Below are 13,711 nucleotides of genomic sequence, written 5' to 3'. Positions count from 1 at the left end.
TCAACCTCCGACGATCAATGGGCTGGCTTGCAACAGGGAGCGCACCATCGCACTCAAGCCAGGCGGGGAAAGCAGGGTGATTTCAAATTCCGGGCCGCAGACCTTCAGGTTCAGCGGCAGGCGTGGCAGGTGGTTGCCCGATTCGATGCGATGCAGGCGAAATTGCAGGTGGTGACGTTCCTTCACCGTAGGCTCCAGCATCAGCCCGGGCAAGGGATGGAAGTCGGCGTCCAGCACTGTGACCTTGTGGCTGGTATTGATCTCGCCGACCACGTGCAGACGCTCATCCAGGGCGAAGGCGCCGAGGTAATTACTGTGGTCCGACTCGTCGTTTTTTTGCAGTTGGATCTGGTTCACCACCTTCACCTTGGTGCCGGCGGGCACGTCCTGGGTGATCACGCAGGACGGGCTGATAAACACGTTGTCGCCGATCAACACATAGCCGAGCACGCGGGCGCCGGAACCGACCTCGACGTTATTACCCAGGCGTGGATGGCGCTTGCCGTCGGGGTTGTTGGCGATGCCGCGGGCGCCCAGGGTCACGCCGCAGAGGATGTAGCAGTCGTTGCCGATCTCGCAGGTTTCACCGATCACGGTGCCGTAGCCGTGGTCCAGTACGAAGCGCCGACCGATACGCGCCGCCGGGTGGATCTCGGCGCCGGAAAGCACCTTGCCCTGGTTGCTCAGCTTGAGGGCGATACGGGAGAAGACGCCGTTGGTCTGGTCGGGGAAATGCCACACCAGGTGCGCCAGTCGGTAATACAGCACCGCCTTGAACGACGCGTAGGACTCCAGGATCAGCTCACCGCGCCCGCGTGATGCCGGGTCGCGGTAGGCGTAGGCGATCAAATCCTCGGCCACCGCCTGGGCGGCATTCTGGACCAGCGGCGCCAGATGCGGCTCCAGCTGTTTCATCTGCGCCGGCGTGAGGGTCTTGATGAGGTGAGTCAGCAACTCATCGTGCAACTGTTGCATGTCGATAAAGCCACCCATTGAGGCACCCCCTTAGTCTGATTGGTTGGAAGAGCGCTTATTCGAAACTGGGCAGGTAGCTGTCGGCATTGTCGTAGACCATGGTCAGCACCACCGTTTCGGGTGGCAGTTCCGGGGCGAGTTGGGCGACAGCCACCATGTTGGCGGCCGAGGACAAGCCCAGGCTGATGGCGTCGGTGCGCATGATGCGTTTCATCATGTCGATGCAGTCCTGGCGCGAGACCTTGAGCATGCCGTCGATCACGTCCAGGTTGAGGATGCTCGGGATCAGGCCGATCGACAGGCCCTGGATATGGTGCGGCGCATGCTGGTTTTTCAGCAGGTCGCATTCTTCCGGTTCCACCCCCATGACACGCAGCCCCGGCCAGGCGGCTTTGAGGGTTTCGCCGATGCCTGTGATATGCCCGCCTGTGCCGATCCCGCTGACAAAGTAGTCAGCGCGACGCTCGCCGAACGCACGCAGGATTTCCGGTGCGGTGGTGTCGCGATGGGTCTGCGGGTTGGCGCCGTTGCGCTGCTGATTGAGCATCACGTAGCTGGGGTTTTCCAACTGCAGCTCCATGCACTTTTCGCCATGGGAGTTGTTGCCCAGGCGGCTGTCCGACAGCACCACCTTGGCCCCGTACAGGCGCAGCAGCTTCTGTTTTTCGGGGCTGTAGTTGTCGGGGATCACCAGCACGACCTTGTAGCCCAGCACATTGCCGGCCATGACCAGGCCGATACCGGTATTGCCGCCGCTGGGCTCGATGATGGTTTGCCCGGAGTCACGGATCAGCACGCCCCGGCGTTCGGCGTCGAGGATCATGCCCAGGGCGATGCGCGCCTTGTGGCTGCCGCCCGGGTTGAGGGATTCGAGCTTGGCATAGACCTCGATGCCGAGGTCTTCAGAGAACTGCGCCAGGCGCACGATCGGCGTTTGGCCGATGACCTCGAGAATGGAGTTGTGCAACATCATTCAGTCCTCGGCTCAATACAAGGGCATGTCAGGTTCGACGTCGCGAACCCAATGCTTCATGCCGCCCTGAAGGACTTTGGTATTGGCGAAACCCGCCGCCAGCAAGGTGCTGGCGGCTTGCTCGGCGCGGGTGCCGGCGTAGCAGATCAGGTAGTGGGTGTTGTCCCGGCTGAGGCGGTCGAGCTGATTGTCCAGTTCGGCCAGGGGGATATGCACCACACCTGGCAATTTGCACACCTCCAGTTCGCTGGCATCACGCACGTCCAGCAACACATCGACGCTGCGCGGGTGTTCGAGCAATTGCTTGAGTACACGGGGCTTTATGTAGCGCTCTTCGGCCAGGGACGGCTGGCTGGGCACAGCGTCCGCACAGACAGCCGGCGCCACGCTTTCGCTATGGCGCAGTTCGGAGCAGCACGGGCAGTCGGCCCGCCGCTTGAAGCGGATCTCGCTGAACTTCATTGCCAGCGCATCGAAGCGCATCAAGCGGCCGGACAGCGGTTCACCGATGCCGATCAACAGCTTGATGGCCTCGGTGGCCTGGATCATCCCGACCACACCGGGCAACACGCCGATCACGCCACCGGCGCTGCAATTGGGCGCCAGTTCGGCGGGCGGCGCGCTGGGGAACAGGCAGCGGTAGCAGGGGCCACCTTTATAGTTGAGTACGCTGATCTGCCCGTCGAAACGGTAGATGGCGCCGTATACCAAAGGCTTGCCCAACTGCACGCAGGCGTCGTTGACCAGGTAGCGGGTGTCGAAATTGTCGGTGCCGTCGATCACCAGGTCATAGGCGCCCACCAGTTCCAGGGCGTTATCGGCGTTCAGGGCGGTGTCGTGGGCGTTGATCTGGATATGGCGGTTGAGGTCTTGCAGACGTTGCTTGGCGGACTCGACCTTGGGCATGCCGAGGGTGCTGTTGCCATGCACGACCTGGCGTTGCAGGTTGCTGCTTTCCACCACATCGAAGTCCACCAGCCCCAGGGTGCCGACGCCGGCTGCTGCCAGGTACAGGCTGATCGGTGAGCCAAGGCCACCGGTGCCGATGATCAGCACCTTGGCTTTCTTTAGGTTCAACTGGCCTTCGCGGCCGACGCCGGGCAGGGTGATATGGCGCACGTAGCGTTGCACTTCTTCATTGCTAAGGGCATCGACATCCATACCGCCCGAGGTGGCGAGCAGTACTTCGATCCGGGCTTTTTCCGGAAGCGGATCGTCGGCGCCGACCAGTTCTTCCTCGGCGGTAAACAGAAAGTGTTCCTTGAGCTGGTTGTTCTTCTCGTGGAACAGGTGCGCACGCAACTGCGGGTGGCTGGTGCAGAGGTTTTCAATGACTTCGCGCAATGTCGTTCCGGCGCCCTCGAGGGTCGATTCCGGCAGCTTGGCCACGCGAACCAGAATGTCGGGGAAAGAGACAGCGTTCATGGACAACTCCGTGTGCAGGTCGTTGAAAGGTTGAAGGGCGAAATGTTTGCCATCCCAGGCAAACAGCTTGGAACCCAGGGACTGGCCCTGGCGAACGTCCACCACCAGGTAGCTGACGGGGTAGATCGGTTCGCCCATGAACAGCGCCTTGTCCTCGTCTTCGTCGCTGAAATAGGCGCCGACATCCGGGTGGGAGTGGTAGATCACCACCACTGGGTTGTTGCTGCGAAACGCCTTGCTCAGCAGCAGGGTGTCGGCCACCGAGAAGGTGTAGCCATTGGCGGCGCTGCGGGGGTACATTTCGGGGTTCTTGCTGTGCAACTCGTTCTGGATATTGCTGCCCAGGTACACGCTGCCGTCGGCGAAGACAAAACCACAGCACTCCTCGGGGTAGCTGCGGCTGGCGTGGGCGTAGATCTGTTCCAGGGCTTCGGGGCGGAGGACGTCCATGTTTCTCTCGCATGGTGGTAGGAGGGTCAATTTTTCTTGGCCAGGAGTTTTTCAACCGGCAGCTTGGTGATCGCAAAGCCGGCCAGCAGGATGGCCGAGTACAGCATCAGGTCGCGGGAAATCGACACGCCTTCGTACCAGGCGCCGATGATCACCGCGAACACCGGGAAGATGATGAACACGAACGACAGGATGATCGGGCTCAAGCGCTTGAGCAGCATGAAGTACACGATGAACCCACCCACCGAGGCCACCAGTCCCAGGTAGAACAGCGCACCCCATGACCGCAGGGTGATGGCTTCGAAGGTCGGCGCTTCAAACCACAGCCCGGCGACGAACAGCATCAGCCCGGCAATACCGATGGGCAGCGTGTTGTAGGTGATTACGCTGATGGCGCTGCCTTTCTGCTTGGTGATGACGTAGCACAAGGCATGCATGATCGCGGCGGTCAGAATCGCCAGCACCCCGAAGAACTCGGCGTGGTCCAGGTGCAGGCCCTGGCTCTTGATGATCATGTAGAGGCTGCCGAAGCCGATACCGATGCCGACCACCTGGGAAAAGTAGATGCGTTCGCGCAGGAACAGCGCGGAGAAAATCAGGATGAACACCGGCATGCAACTGAACAGCAGTGCGGTAAGGCCGGACGAAACATGCATCTCGCCGTAGTTGAGCAGGTAGTAGGGCACGCTGAAGTAGGACAGGGTCACGAACACGAAGAACCAGCGGCTCTCGCGGGGAAACAGGACCGGCTCGCGGCGCACCATGGCAAAGCACAGGAACAGCGGGAAGGCGATGAGGAAGCGCAGGCCGGCGGAGGTGAGCGGCGGCACGCTCTCCACGGCAATCTTGATGCCCAGCCAGGTGGTGCCCCAGCTCAGGCATACGATCAGGAACATCACACTGGTGATCAGCCCGGCCAGCCACTGTTTTTGGGTTTTGGTCTTGGCGGTGTTTTCGAGAACGGCGGACATTGGCATCGTTTATTGCTTCCCTGAGCCGGAATTGAACTCTATATTGAGCTTGTAATGAGTTGTAAAATTCGGCGATTGAACCCGTAAAAGCACACTATTAGGGCGAAAGATGGCTGTCAAAACAAATATTGACATGGTGTCAATTATGCGTGAGGGGTTGTCCAACGGTCAGGGCGTGAAGTACAAGCGCCTGTCCGATGTCATGGAACGGGGCATCCTTGAAGGCTTGATTGAGCCAGGAAGAAAACTGCCGCCCCACCGGGTGCTTTCCGACAATCTTGGCGTCACGATCGGCACCATCAGCCGCGCCTATGGCGAACTGGAACGCCTGGGGCTGGTGGTGGCGCGGGTCGGTGACGGCACGTTCGTGCGCAAGCGTGGGATGGAGCGCCAGCGCGATGAAGGCTTTCGCAACTTCAGTGAAGAACCGCGCCAATACTTCGACATGAGCCGGAATATGCATATCCCGGGGCAGGAGACAGTCTTCCTGGCCCAGAGCTTCCAAACCCTGTCGACCAACGCCAAGTTCCTCCAGGACATCAGTGCCTACACACCGGATGCCGGCTTGCCGCGCTACCGTGAAGCGGGGGCGCAATGGCTGGTGCAGCGCGATTTTCATCCGATCCCCGAGCAGGTGATCTGCGTCAACGGCGGCCAGCATGGCTTGCTCTGCTCGATGATGGCGCTGTTACGGGCCGGCGATACCGTCGTGACTGAGCAACTCACATACCCCGGCCTGATCACTGCCGCCCGCATGCTCGGTATTCGCTTGATCGGGCTGGAGATGGACGAGGAAGGTGTGCTGCCGAGCGCGCTGGACGAAGTCTGTCGTAATCACCGGATTTCAGCGCTGTACTGCACGCCGACCATCCAGAACCCCACCACCGCTGTGCTCTCGGTGGCGCGTCGCGAAGCGTTGGTCAAAGTCTGTCGCGAACACAATCTGCTGATTCTTGAGGACGAAGCCCACGGCGTACTGGTGGAGGATCGGCCGCCGCCCCTCAGCCATTTCGCCCCTGAGCGAACGATTCTGATCAGCAGCCTGAGCAAGGCGGTATCCGCCGGGCTGCGTGTGGGCTATGTGCATGCGCCGCCCGCGCTGGTCAGCCGTATTTCGGCGGCCCTGCGTTCGACCTGCTGGATGGCTACCCCCGTCACCCTCGAGCTGGCGACCCAGTGGATCGAGAACGGCACGGCGGAATACCTGCTGCGCCAGCAGATCAACGAGATCAGCCGCCGCAAGGCCCTGGTCCGCGACCTGCTGACGGGCCTGGAGTACCGCACTCACCTCAACAGTCCGCACTTCTGGATAGAAGTGCCGGAGCCGTGGCGGGCGTCGGAGATCGAGGCCGAGCTCAAGCAGAACAATTACCTGATCGCCACCGCCGAGGCGTTTGCCGTAGGGCAGACGGCGGTGCCGCAGTTTATCCGGGCGAGTATCTGCAATACGTCGGGGGATGATCAGTTATTGCGGGCGGGGTTTGATGCGCTGGCCACGGCGCTGGGGCAGGGCGGGGGACGCTTCCAGTTGTAGCAGGGTTTGTTGTGGCGAGCCCGCTCGCCACGGTGCAACAGCGTCTCAAGGCGTTATTTGAAGCGCCGCTCCACGCCTTTCTCCACCAGAATCTTCGCCGAAATCTCTTCCACCGAAAAATGCGTGGAATTGATGTGCGCAATATTCTCGCGACGGAACAGATTTTCTACCTCGCGCACTTCGAACTCACACTGGGCATAGCTCGAATAGCGACTGTTGGGCTTGCGCTCATTGCGGATCGCCGTCAGCCGGTCCGGGTCGATGGTCAGCCCGAACAGCTTGTGCGAATGCGCGCGCAGGGCCGCCGGGAGCGTCAGGTGCTCCATGTCGTCTTCAGTCAGCGGGTAGTTGGCCGCACGGATGCCGAATTGCATGGCCATGTACAGACAGGTGGGCGTTTTGCCGCAGCGCGACACGCCCACCAGGATCAGGTCAGCCTTGTCGTAGTAATGGGTACGGGCGCCGTCGTCGTTGTCGAGGGCGAAGTTCACCGCCTCGATACGCTCCATGTAGTTGGAGTTATGCCCAATGGAATGGGACTTTCCGACCGAATACGAGGAGTGTTCGCTCAACTCCTGCTCCAATGGCGCCAGGAAGGTCGAGAAAATATCGATCATGAAACCATTCGACGTTGCGAGAATCTCACGGATGTCTTGATTGACGATGGTGTCGAAAATGATCGGCCGAAAACCGTCTTTTTCAGCCGCCAGATTGATTTGTTGTACCATGGCCCGCGCTTTATCCACGCTGTCGATGTACGGCCGCGTGAATTTGGCGAAGGTAATGTTTTCGAACTGCGCGAGCAGGCTCTGGCCCAGTGTTTCGGCTGTGATGCCGGTGCCGTCGGAGATAAAGAAAGCAGATCGTTTCATTTGAGCCCTGGGCCTTAAGCTGATGGCGAATCTTGGATATGATAGGCGCGATTTTGCCGTCCCGCGGTGGGCCGCATTCTCACTTATTTTCCAGGTCCAGGCCACAAGCGCGGGCGACAGCTCCTATTGAGCAGCCGGCGTCCTGAGCTTTTCCAACACAGAAAGTGGAGAGATCACCTTGGTAGAGTACGTAGTTTCCCTCGATAAGCTCGGCGTCCATGATGTAGAGCACGTAGGGGGCAAGAACGCATCCCTCGGCGAGATGATCAGTAATCTTGCAGGCGCTGGCGTGTCGGTGCCCGGTGGTTTCGCCACCACGGCCCAGGCTTACCGCGATTTCCTCGAACTGAGCGGCCTCAACGCTCAGATCCACGCCGCGCTGGACGCCCTGGATGTCGATGACGTCAACGCCCTGGCCAAGACCGGTGCCCAGATCCGCCAATGGATCATGGAAGCCGAGTTCCCCGAGAAGCTCAACGAAGAGATCCGTACCGCCTTCGCCACCCTGTCGGCCGGCAACCCGGACATGGCTGTCGCCGTGCGTTCCTCGGCTACCGCCGAAGACTTGCCAGACGCTTCCTTCGCCGGCCAGCAAGAGACCTTCCTGAACATCCGCGGCGTGGAAAACGTCATCCGCGCCGCCAAGGAAGTGTTCGCCTCGCTGTTCAACGATCGCGCCATTTCCTACCGTGTTCACCAGGGTTTCGACCACAAGCTGGTGGCCTTGTCTGCCGGTGTACAGCGCATGGTGCGTTCGGAAACCGGCACCGCCGGCGTAATGTTCACCCTCGATACCGAATCGGGCTTCCGTGATGTGGTGTTCATCACCGGCGCCTACGGCCTGGGTGAAACCGTCGTACAGGGCGCGGTCAACCCCGACGAATTCTACGTACACAAGGGCACCCTCGAAGCGGGTCGCCCGGCCATCCTGCGCCGTAACCTGGGCAGCAAGGCCATCAAGATGATCTACGGCGACGAGGCCAAGGCCGGTCGTTCCGTGAAAACCGTTGAAGTCGACAAGGCCGAACGTGCGCGTTTCTGCCTGACCGACGCTGAAGTCAGCGAGCTGGCCAAACAAGCGATGATCATCGAAAAGCACTACAAGTGCCCGATGGACATCGAGTGGGCCAAGGACGGTGACGACGGCAAGCTGTACATCGTGCAGGCCCGTCCGGAAACCGTGAAAAGCCGCACCTCGGCCAATGTCATGGAACGCTACCTGCTCAAAGAAACCGGCACCGTGCTGGTGGAAGGCCGTGCCATCGGCCAACGCATCGGCGCCGGCAAGGTGCGGATCATCAAGGACGTGTCCGAAATGGACAAAGTCCAGCCAGGCGATGTACTGGTCTCCGACATGACCGACCCGGACTGGGAACCGGTAATGAAGCGCGCCAGCGCCATCGTCACCAACCGTGGCGGGCGTACCTGCCACGCGGCGATCATCGCCCGTGAGCTGGGGATTCCTGCGGTAGTCGGTTGTGGCAACGCCACCCAGCTGCTCAAAGACGGCCAGGGCGTGACCGTGTCCTGCGCCGAAGGCGATACCGGCTTCATCTTCGAAGGTGAACTGGGCTTCGACATCAAGCAGAACTCCATCGACGCCATGCCGGACCTGCCGTTCAAGATCATGATGAACGTCGGCAATCCGGACCGTGCCTTCGACTTCGCACAGTTGCCGAACGCCGGTGTGGGCCTGGCCCGCCTGGAGTTCATCATCAACCGTATGATCGGCGTGCACCCCAAGGCCCTGTTGAACTACGACGGCCTGCCGCTGGAGATCAAGGAAAGCGTCGACAAGCGCATCGCCGGCTACAACGACCCTGTTGGCTTCTACGTCGAGAAGCTGGTGGAAGGCATCAGCACCCTGGCGGCGGCGTTCTACCCGAAAAAGGTCATCGTGCGCCTGTCGGACTTCAAGTCCAACGAATACGCCAACCTGATCGGCGGCAAGCTCTACGAACCGGAAGAAGAAAACCCGATGCTGGGCTTCCGTGGCGCCTCGCGTTATATCAGCGAAGCGTTCCGTGACTGCTTCGAGCTCGAATGCCGCGCCCTCAAGCGCGTGCGCAACGAAATGGGCCTGACCAACGTCGAGATCATGGTGCCGTTCGTGCGCACCTTGGGCGAAGCGAGCCAAGTGGTCGACCTGCTGGCAGAAAACGGCCTGTCCCGTGGCGAAAACGGCCTGCGCGTGATCATGATGTGCGAATTGCCGTCCAACGCCATCCTGGCCGAAGAGTTCCTCGAGTTCTTCGACGGTTTCTCCATCGGTTCCAACGACCTGACCCAGCTGACCCTGGGCCTGGACCGCGACTCCGGAATCATCGCCCATCTGTTCGACGAGCGAAATCCTGCGGTCAAGAAGCTGCTGGCCAACGCCATCCAGGCCTGTAACAAGGCTGGCAAGTACATCGGCATCTGCGGCCAAGGTCCTTCCGACCACCCTGACCTGGCCAAATGGCTGATGGAACAGGGCATCGAAAGCGTCTCGTTGAACCCCGATTCCGTGTTGGAAACCTGGTTCTTCCTGGCGGAAGGCCAGGCGTCCGCCTAAGATCGTCATGTCAAAAGTGCCGGTCACCCGATGAGGGTGACCGGCATTCTTATCTGTGCAGGGCGGAACTCCTTCCGGACGCCGCCCTTTTTTGTGCAAGAGCATTATGCAAAGCAGCAGCAACCTGTTTCCCGTCGCCCTGATCAGCGCTGAACGTCGTGGCGACCTGAGTGAAGACGTGTACCGCCTCAAGCCCGGTAACAGCCCCGACGGCACCGTCGAGCTGGCAGTTACCCGTTTGGGCCTGGCCGATGTCCCGGAAAACCGGGGCATTGCGGTTATTTTATTGCATGGCAGTTTTTCCAATCGCCGCTTCTGGTATTCGCCCAAAGGCATCGGCCTGGGCGCTTACCTGGCACGCCAGGGATTTGATGTGTGGATCCCGGAAATGCGTGGTCATGGTTTGTCCAAGCGCAATCATGACTACGCACGCAACCGCGTCGCTGACTATGCGCGCTACGACTTGCCGGCCATTGGCGCGTTCGTGCGCGAGCAAAGCGGGCAGGTTCCTCACTGGATCGGTCATTCCCTGGGTGGCACCAGTCTGGCGGCGGCGCTTGGCGGGCGGCACCTTGGCGCGCCAGCCGTGGCTTCGGTGGCATTGTTTGGCTGCCAGGTCAGCCGCAGCCACTGGCCGTTGAAGCTGCCACCGGTGGAATGGACGGGGCGCTTGCTCTTGAAACGCTTCGGCGAAGTCTCCGGCTCGCGCCTCAAGCGTGGCCCGGAGGACGAGCCGGCAGGCGTGATGATCGAAGCCATGCGCTGGAATGGCCTGTTTGGCCGCTTTGGCGAAGGCAAGAACGACTGGTGGAAAGGCCTGGCGGAGGTCGATGTGCCGTTGCTGTCGGTCAGTGCTGCCGGCGATCGTCAGGACCCCGACTGGGCCTGTCGCAAGCTGTTCGAGCAGGTCGGTTCCGAGCACCGTCAATACTTGTGCCTCGGCCGTCAGCAAGGGTTTACCGAGGATTTCGGGCACGTTGAAATGCTCGTCAGCAAAGCCGCACAGGCTGAAGTGTGGCCACTGGTGGCGCAATGGCTGAAGGACCCGCTCGCCCCATTGTTCGGCGTGCAGCCCGAGGTGTTGGCCACTGTTTGAGGGCAGGGCTCTGCCAAGGGCGTTTCACTCGTGTGTGGTTGCGGCTAAGATATGACGCATTAAACGCTTCTGGTCATATTCAGTCGCGCAGTGGCTATTGCGTTGCGACGAAGTGGATGGGATGTTTCGCACCTGCTTGGGCTGGCGCTTCTTTCGAAAGACACCTCTTTGACGGAAAGGAATTGTTCAATGAACCATTATGTGACCCCCGACCTGTGCGACGCCTACCCGGAGCTGGTGCAGGTGCTCGAACCGATGTTCAGCAACTTCGGCGGCCGAGACTCCTTCGGCGGTGAGATTGTCACCATCAAATGCTTCGAAGATAACTCCCTGGTCAAGGAACAAGCCGACCAGCCTGGTGGTGGCAAGGTGCTGGTGGTCGACGGTGGAGGATCCCTGCGCCGTGCGCTGCTGGGCGACATGATCGCCGAAAAGGCTGCCAAAAACGGCTGGGAAGGGCTGGTGATCTACGGCTGCATTCGTGATGTGGATGTCATCGCCCAGACCGACCTTGGCGTGCAGGCCCTGGCCAGTCACCCGATGAAGACCGACAAGCGTGGTATTGGCGATCTGAACGTGGTGGTCACCTTTGCAGGCGTGACGTTCCGCCCGGGTGAGTACATCTACGCCGACAATAACGGCGTGATTGTGTCGCCCAGCCCACTGAAAATGCCTGAATAAACTGCTGTAAGCGACGGGGTGAGGATGTTCGAGGAAGAAAACGCGCAATGGGGGCTGGTGCATGCCCTGGTGCTGGACGGTAAAGGCGGTGCGCGTTCGATTGCCCGGACAGAGCTCGACGACTTGCAACTGCAGTCCCAGGAAAGCGTGTGGCTGCATTGGGATCGCAGTCATCCACAGACCCAGACCTGGCTGCGCAAATCCAGTGGCTTGAGCGAGTTCGCCTGTGACCTCTTGCTGGAGGAGAACACCCGCCCGCGCCTGTTGCCGTTGCCGGACTCGCAATTGCTGCTGTTCTTGCGTGGGGTCAACCTCAACCCCGGTGCCGAGCCGGAGGACATGGTTTCGGTGCGGATTTTCGCCGCGGCCAACCGTGTGATTTCCCTGCGGTTGCGCCCGTTGCGCGCCACGGATGAGTTGCTGGTGCAGCTGGCGGATGGCAAGGGGCCGAAGACGGCCTCTGAACTCATCCTTTATATGGCTCAGTACCTGACTAATAAAGTGCAGGATCTGGTCAGTGACCTGTCTGAAATCGTCGACGTAGAGGAAGAAAAACTCGATACCGACGAACGGTATACCCCGGAGCATGGCAGCGTCTTGCAGATCCGTCGACGGGCAGCCGGGCTGAAGCGATTCCTCGCGCCGCAGCGGGATATTTTCGCCCAGCTCACGCGCATCAAACTGCCGTGGTTCTGTGACGACGATGCCGACTATTGGAACGAATTGAACAACAGCCTCACCCGTTATCTGGAAGAGCTTGAATTGACCCGAGAGCGCGTGGGGCTTGTGCTGGAGGCCGAAGACCGGCGTTTGAGCGTGCGCATGAACCGCACCATGTACCGCTTCGGGATCATCACCGGAATCTTCCTGCCGATGAGTTTTCTCACCGGCCTGCTGGGTATCAATGTGGGTGGGATTCCGTTCTCTGCCAGCCCCTATGGATTCATGATTGCGTGCCTGTTGATGGTCTCGGTGGCGCTTGGACAATGGTGGCTTTTTCGACGATTGCGCTGGGTTTGACCTGAATATGACCTGAACGTAGGAAGGGTCCTATGTGACCCCAAGAAATTTACCCTCGTCTTTTAAATCACTTGCGAGAGGTCCTTATGCACGATCCGTTCGAACAGTCTTTGCGTGACATGCTCAATGCCTCGCCGTCCAACCGCGACGACGATGCCTGCCTGGGCCGCGTGCTGAAAACCGCCAACCGTCAGGTGGGCGCGGGTGATCTGTTCGGTCTGCTCGGGCGCTGGGTGCCGGCGTTGATGATGGCCCTGAACAACGGTTCGGCCCATGTCTCACCGGTTTCCCGTGGTAAACCTCTTGCTCGCACTGCTGATAAGGCTGATTGAATATGGAACTTGATCTCTGGACCCAGAGCCTGGTCACCGCGATGACCGCATTGTGGACCAAGGTGGCGAATTTCATTCCCAACCTGTTTGGTGCCCTGGTGCTGGTGTTGCTGGGCTTTGTCGTGGCCAAGCTGCTCGACACCCTGCTGTCCAAACTGCTCGCGAAACTGGGCCTCGACCGCCTGATGGCAGGCACCGGTCTGACCAAACTGTTGGGGCGTGCCGGGCTGCAGGTACCGATCTCGACATTGATCGGCAAGATCGTTTATTGGTTTGTTTTGCTGATTTTCCTGGTTTCTGCGGCTCAATCCCTTGGACTTGAGCGAGTTTCAGCTACGCTCGACATGCTGGCGCTGTACTTGCCGAAGGTTTTCGGCGGCGCGCTGGTGCTGCTGGTAGGTGTTTTGCTGGCGCAACTGGCCAATGGGCTGGTGCGCGGCGCCGCCGAAGGCGTGGGTTTGGACTATGCTGCTGGCCTGGGGCGGATTGCCCAGGGCCTGGTGATTATCATCAGTATTTCGGTCGCGATCAGCCAGTTGGAGGTCAAGACTGACCTGCTCAACCACGTGATTGTGATCGTTTTGATTACCGTTGGTCTGGCCGTTGCGCTGGCCATGGGCTTGGGAAGCCGGGAAATTGCCGGTCAGATTCTTGCGGGAATCTATGTGCGTGAGTTGTACCAGGTGGGCCAACAGGTGCGTGTGGGCGAGGTTGAAGGGCAAATCGAGGAGATCGGCACGGTCAAGACGACGGTGCTGACCGATGACGGCGACCTGGTGTCGCTGTCCAACCGGATTCTCCTGGAGCAGCAGGTCAATAGCCGCTAAC

At 60.2% G+C, this 13,711-nt stretch carries 12 protein-coding genes; 7 read left to right on the top strand and 5 right to left on the bottom strand.

The window, feature by feature from the left end:
• From LUU92_RS21560 to LUU92_RS21545, 4 genes are read right to left on the bottom strand one after another with little or no spacing between them, the layout of a single operon-like run.
• Complete coding sequence (locus tag LUU92_RS21560) at positions 1-993, bottom strand: serine O-acetyltransferase (RefSeq protein WP_071491413.1); 993 nt, start codon at positions 991-993, stop codon at positions 1-3.
• Positions 994-1,030: 37 nt separating this feature from the next.
• Positions 1,031-1,945, bottom strand: a complete 915-nt coding sequence (locus LUU92_RS21555; protein ID WP_071491545.1) for a PLP-dependent cysteine synthase family protein — start codon at positions 1,943-1,945, stop codon at positions 1,031-1,033.
• A 15-nt stretch (positions 1,946-1,960) separates the two neighbouring features.
• Positions 1,961-3,823: a molybdopterin-synthase adenylyltransferase MoeB gene (gene moeB / locus LUU92_RS21550; protein WP_257102619.1), complete on the bottom strand. Its 1,863-nt coding sequence runs from the start codon at positions 3,821-3,823 to the stop codon at positions 1,961-1,963.
• 26 nt (positions 3,824-3,849) lie between these two features.
• Entirely contained in the window at positions 3,850-4,743 is an 894-nt protein-coding gene (locus LUU92_RS21545) for a DMT family transporter (RefSeq protein WP_162276406.1), read from the bottom strand.
• Positions 4,744-4,903: 160 nt separating this feature from the next.
• Here LUU92_RS21545 and LUU92_RS21540 point away from each other — a divergent pair, with 160 nt between their 5' ends.
• Entirely contained in the window at positions 4,904-6,328 is a 1,425-nt protein-coding gene (locus LUU92_RS21540) for an aminotransferase-like domain-containing protein (protein ID WP_071491410.1), read from the top strand.
• A 53-nt stretch (positions 6,329-6,381) separates the two neighbouring features.
• Here LUU92_RS21540 and ppsR read toward each other — a convergent pair whose 3' ends face one another.
• Positions 6,382-7,200 (bottom strand): phosphoenolpyruvate synthetase regulatory kinase/phosphorylase PpsR, encoded by an 819-nt coding sequence (gene ppsR / locus LUU92_RS21535; RefSeq protein WP_003193298.1) that lies wholly within the window; start codon positions 7,198-7,200, stop codon positions 6,382-6,384.
• A gap of 178 nt (positions 7,201-7,378) precedes the next feature.
• On the opposite strand from ppsR, the gene ppsA reads away from it, so the two are divergent.
• The 6 genes from ppsA to LUU92_RS21505 all read left to right on the top strand — a co-directional run bounded on the left by ppsA (position 7,379) and on the right by LUU92_RS21505 (position 13,710).
• Positions 7,379-9,754: a phosphoenolpyruvate synthase gene (gene ppsA, locus LUU92_RS21530; protein WP_071491409.1), complete on the top strand. Its 2,376-nt coding sequence runs from the start codon at positions 7,379-7,381 to the stop codon at positions 9,752-9,754.
• 106 nt (positions 9,755-9,860) lie between these two features.
• Positions 9,861-10,850 carry an alpha/beta fold hydrolase gene (locus LUU92_RS21525; RefSeq protein WP_257102618.1) on the top strand — a complete coding sequence of 330 codons (990 nt, stop codon included), beginning with the start codon at positions 9,861-9,863 and terminating at the stop codon, positions 10,848-10,850.
• 189 nt (positions 10,851-11,039) lie between these two features.
• Positions 11,040-11,531, top strand: coding sequence for a ribonuclease E activity regulator RraA (gene rraA, locus LUU92_RS21520; RefSeq protein WP_257102617.1), 492 nt, complete (start codon positions 11,040-11,042; stop codon positions 11,529-11,531).
• Between the two features lie 24 nt (positions 11,532-11,555).
• A complete protein-coding gene (cmaX, locus tag LUU92_RS21515; protein ID WP_222540252.1) occupies positions 11,556-12,551 on the top strand; it encodes a divalent cation transporter CmaX in 996 nt (331 codons plus the stop codon).
• A gap of 86 nt (positions 12,552-12,637) precedes the next feature.
• Entirely contained in the window at positions 12,638-12,883 is a 246-nt protein-coding gene (locus tag LUU92_RS21510) for a hypothetical protein (RefSeq protein ID WP_003230316.1), read from the top strand.
• A 2-nt stretch (positions 12,884-12,885) separates the two neighbouring features.
• Positions 12,886-13,710, top strand: coding sequence for a mechanosensitive ion channel family protein (locus LUU92_RS21505; protein ID WP_071491406.1), 825 nt, complete (start codon positions 12,886-12,888; stop codon positions 13,708-13,710).
• The last annotated feature ends 1 nt before the right edge of the window (position 13,711 follow it).

The organism is Pseudomonas extremorientalis, assembly GCF_024584605.1.
GTDB classification, from domain to species: domain Bacteria; phylum Pseudomonadota; class Gammaproteobacteria; order Pseudomonadales; family Pseudomonadaceae; genus Aquipseudomonas; species Aquipseudomonas extremorientalis.
Note: the sequence above shows the minus strand (reverse complement) of the source record. Positions and strands in the feature narration are given on the sequence as shown.

What these genes read in the sequence shown, in the direction of transcription:
- LUU92_RS21560 (WP_071491413.1), bottom strand. Translation starts at nt 993, where the DNA reads ATGGGTGGCTTTATCGACATGCAACAGTTGCACGATGAGTTGCTGACT.
- LUU92_RS21555 (WP_071491545.1), bottom strand. Translation starts at nt 1,945, where the DNA reads ATGTTGCACAACTCCATTCTCGAGGTCATCGGCCAAACGCCGATCGTG.
- moeB (WP_257102619.1), bottom strand. Translation starts at nt 3,823, where the DNA reads ATGGACGTCCTCCGCCCCGAAGCCCTGGAACAGATCTACGCCCACGCC.
- LUU92_RS21540 (WP_071491410.1), top strand. Translation starts at nt 4,904, where the DNA reads ATGGCTGTCAAAACAAATATTGACATGGTGTCAATTATGCGTGAGGGG.
- ppsR (WP_003193298.1), bottom strand. Translation starts at nt 7,200, where the DNA reads ATGAAACGATCTGCTTTCTTTATCTCCGACGGCACCGGCATCACAGCC.
- LUU92_RS21525 (WP_257102618.1), top strand. Translation starts at nt 9,861, where the DNA reads ATGCAAAGCAGCAGCAACCTGTTTCCCGTCGCCCTGATCAGCGCTGAA.
- rraA (WP_257102617.1), top strand. Translation starts at nt 11,040, where the DNA reads ATGAACCATTATGTGACCCCCGACCTGTGCGACGCCTACCCGGAGCTG.
- cmaX (WP_222540252.1), top strand. Translation starts at nt 11,556, where the DNA reads ATGTTCGAGGAAGAAAACGCGCAATGGGGGCTGGTGCATGCCCTGGTG.
- LUU92_RS21510 (WP_003230316.1), top strand. Translation starts at nt 12,638, where the DNA reads ATGCACGATCCGTTCGAACAGTCTTTGCGTGACATGCTCAATGCCTCG.
- LUU92_RS21505 (WP_071491406.1), top strand. Translation starts at nt 12,886, where the DNA reads ATGGAACTTGATCTCTGGACCCAGAGCCTGGTCACCGCGATGACCGCA.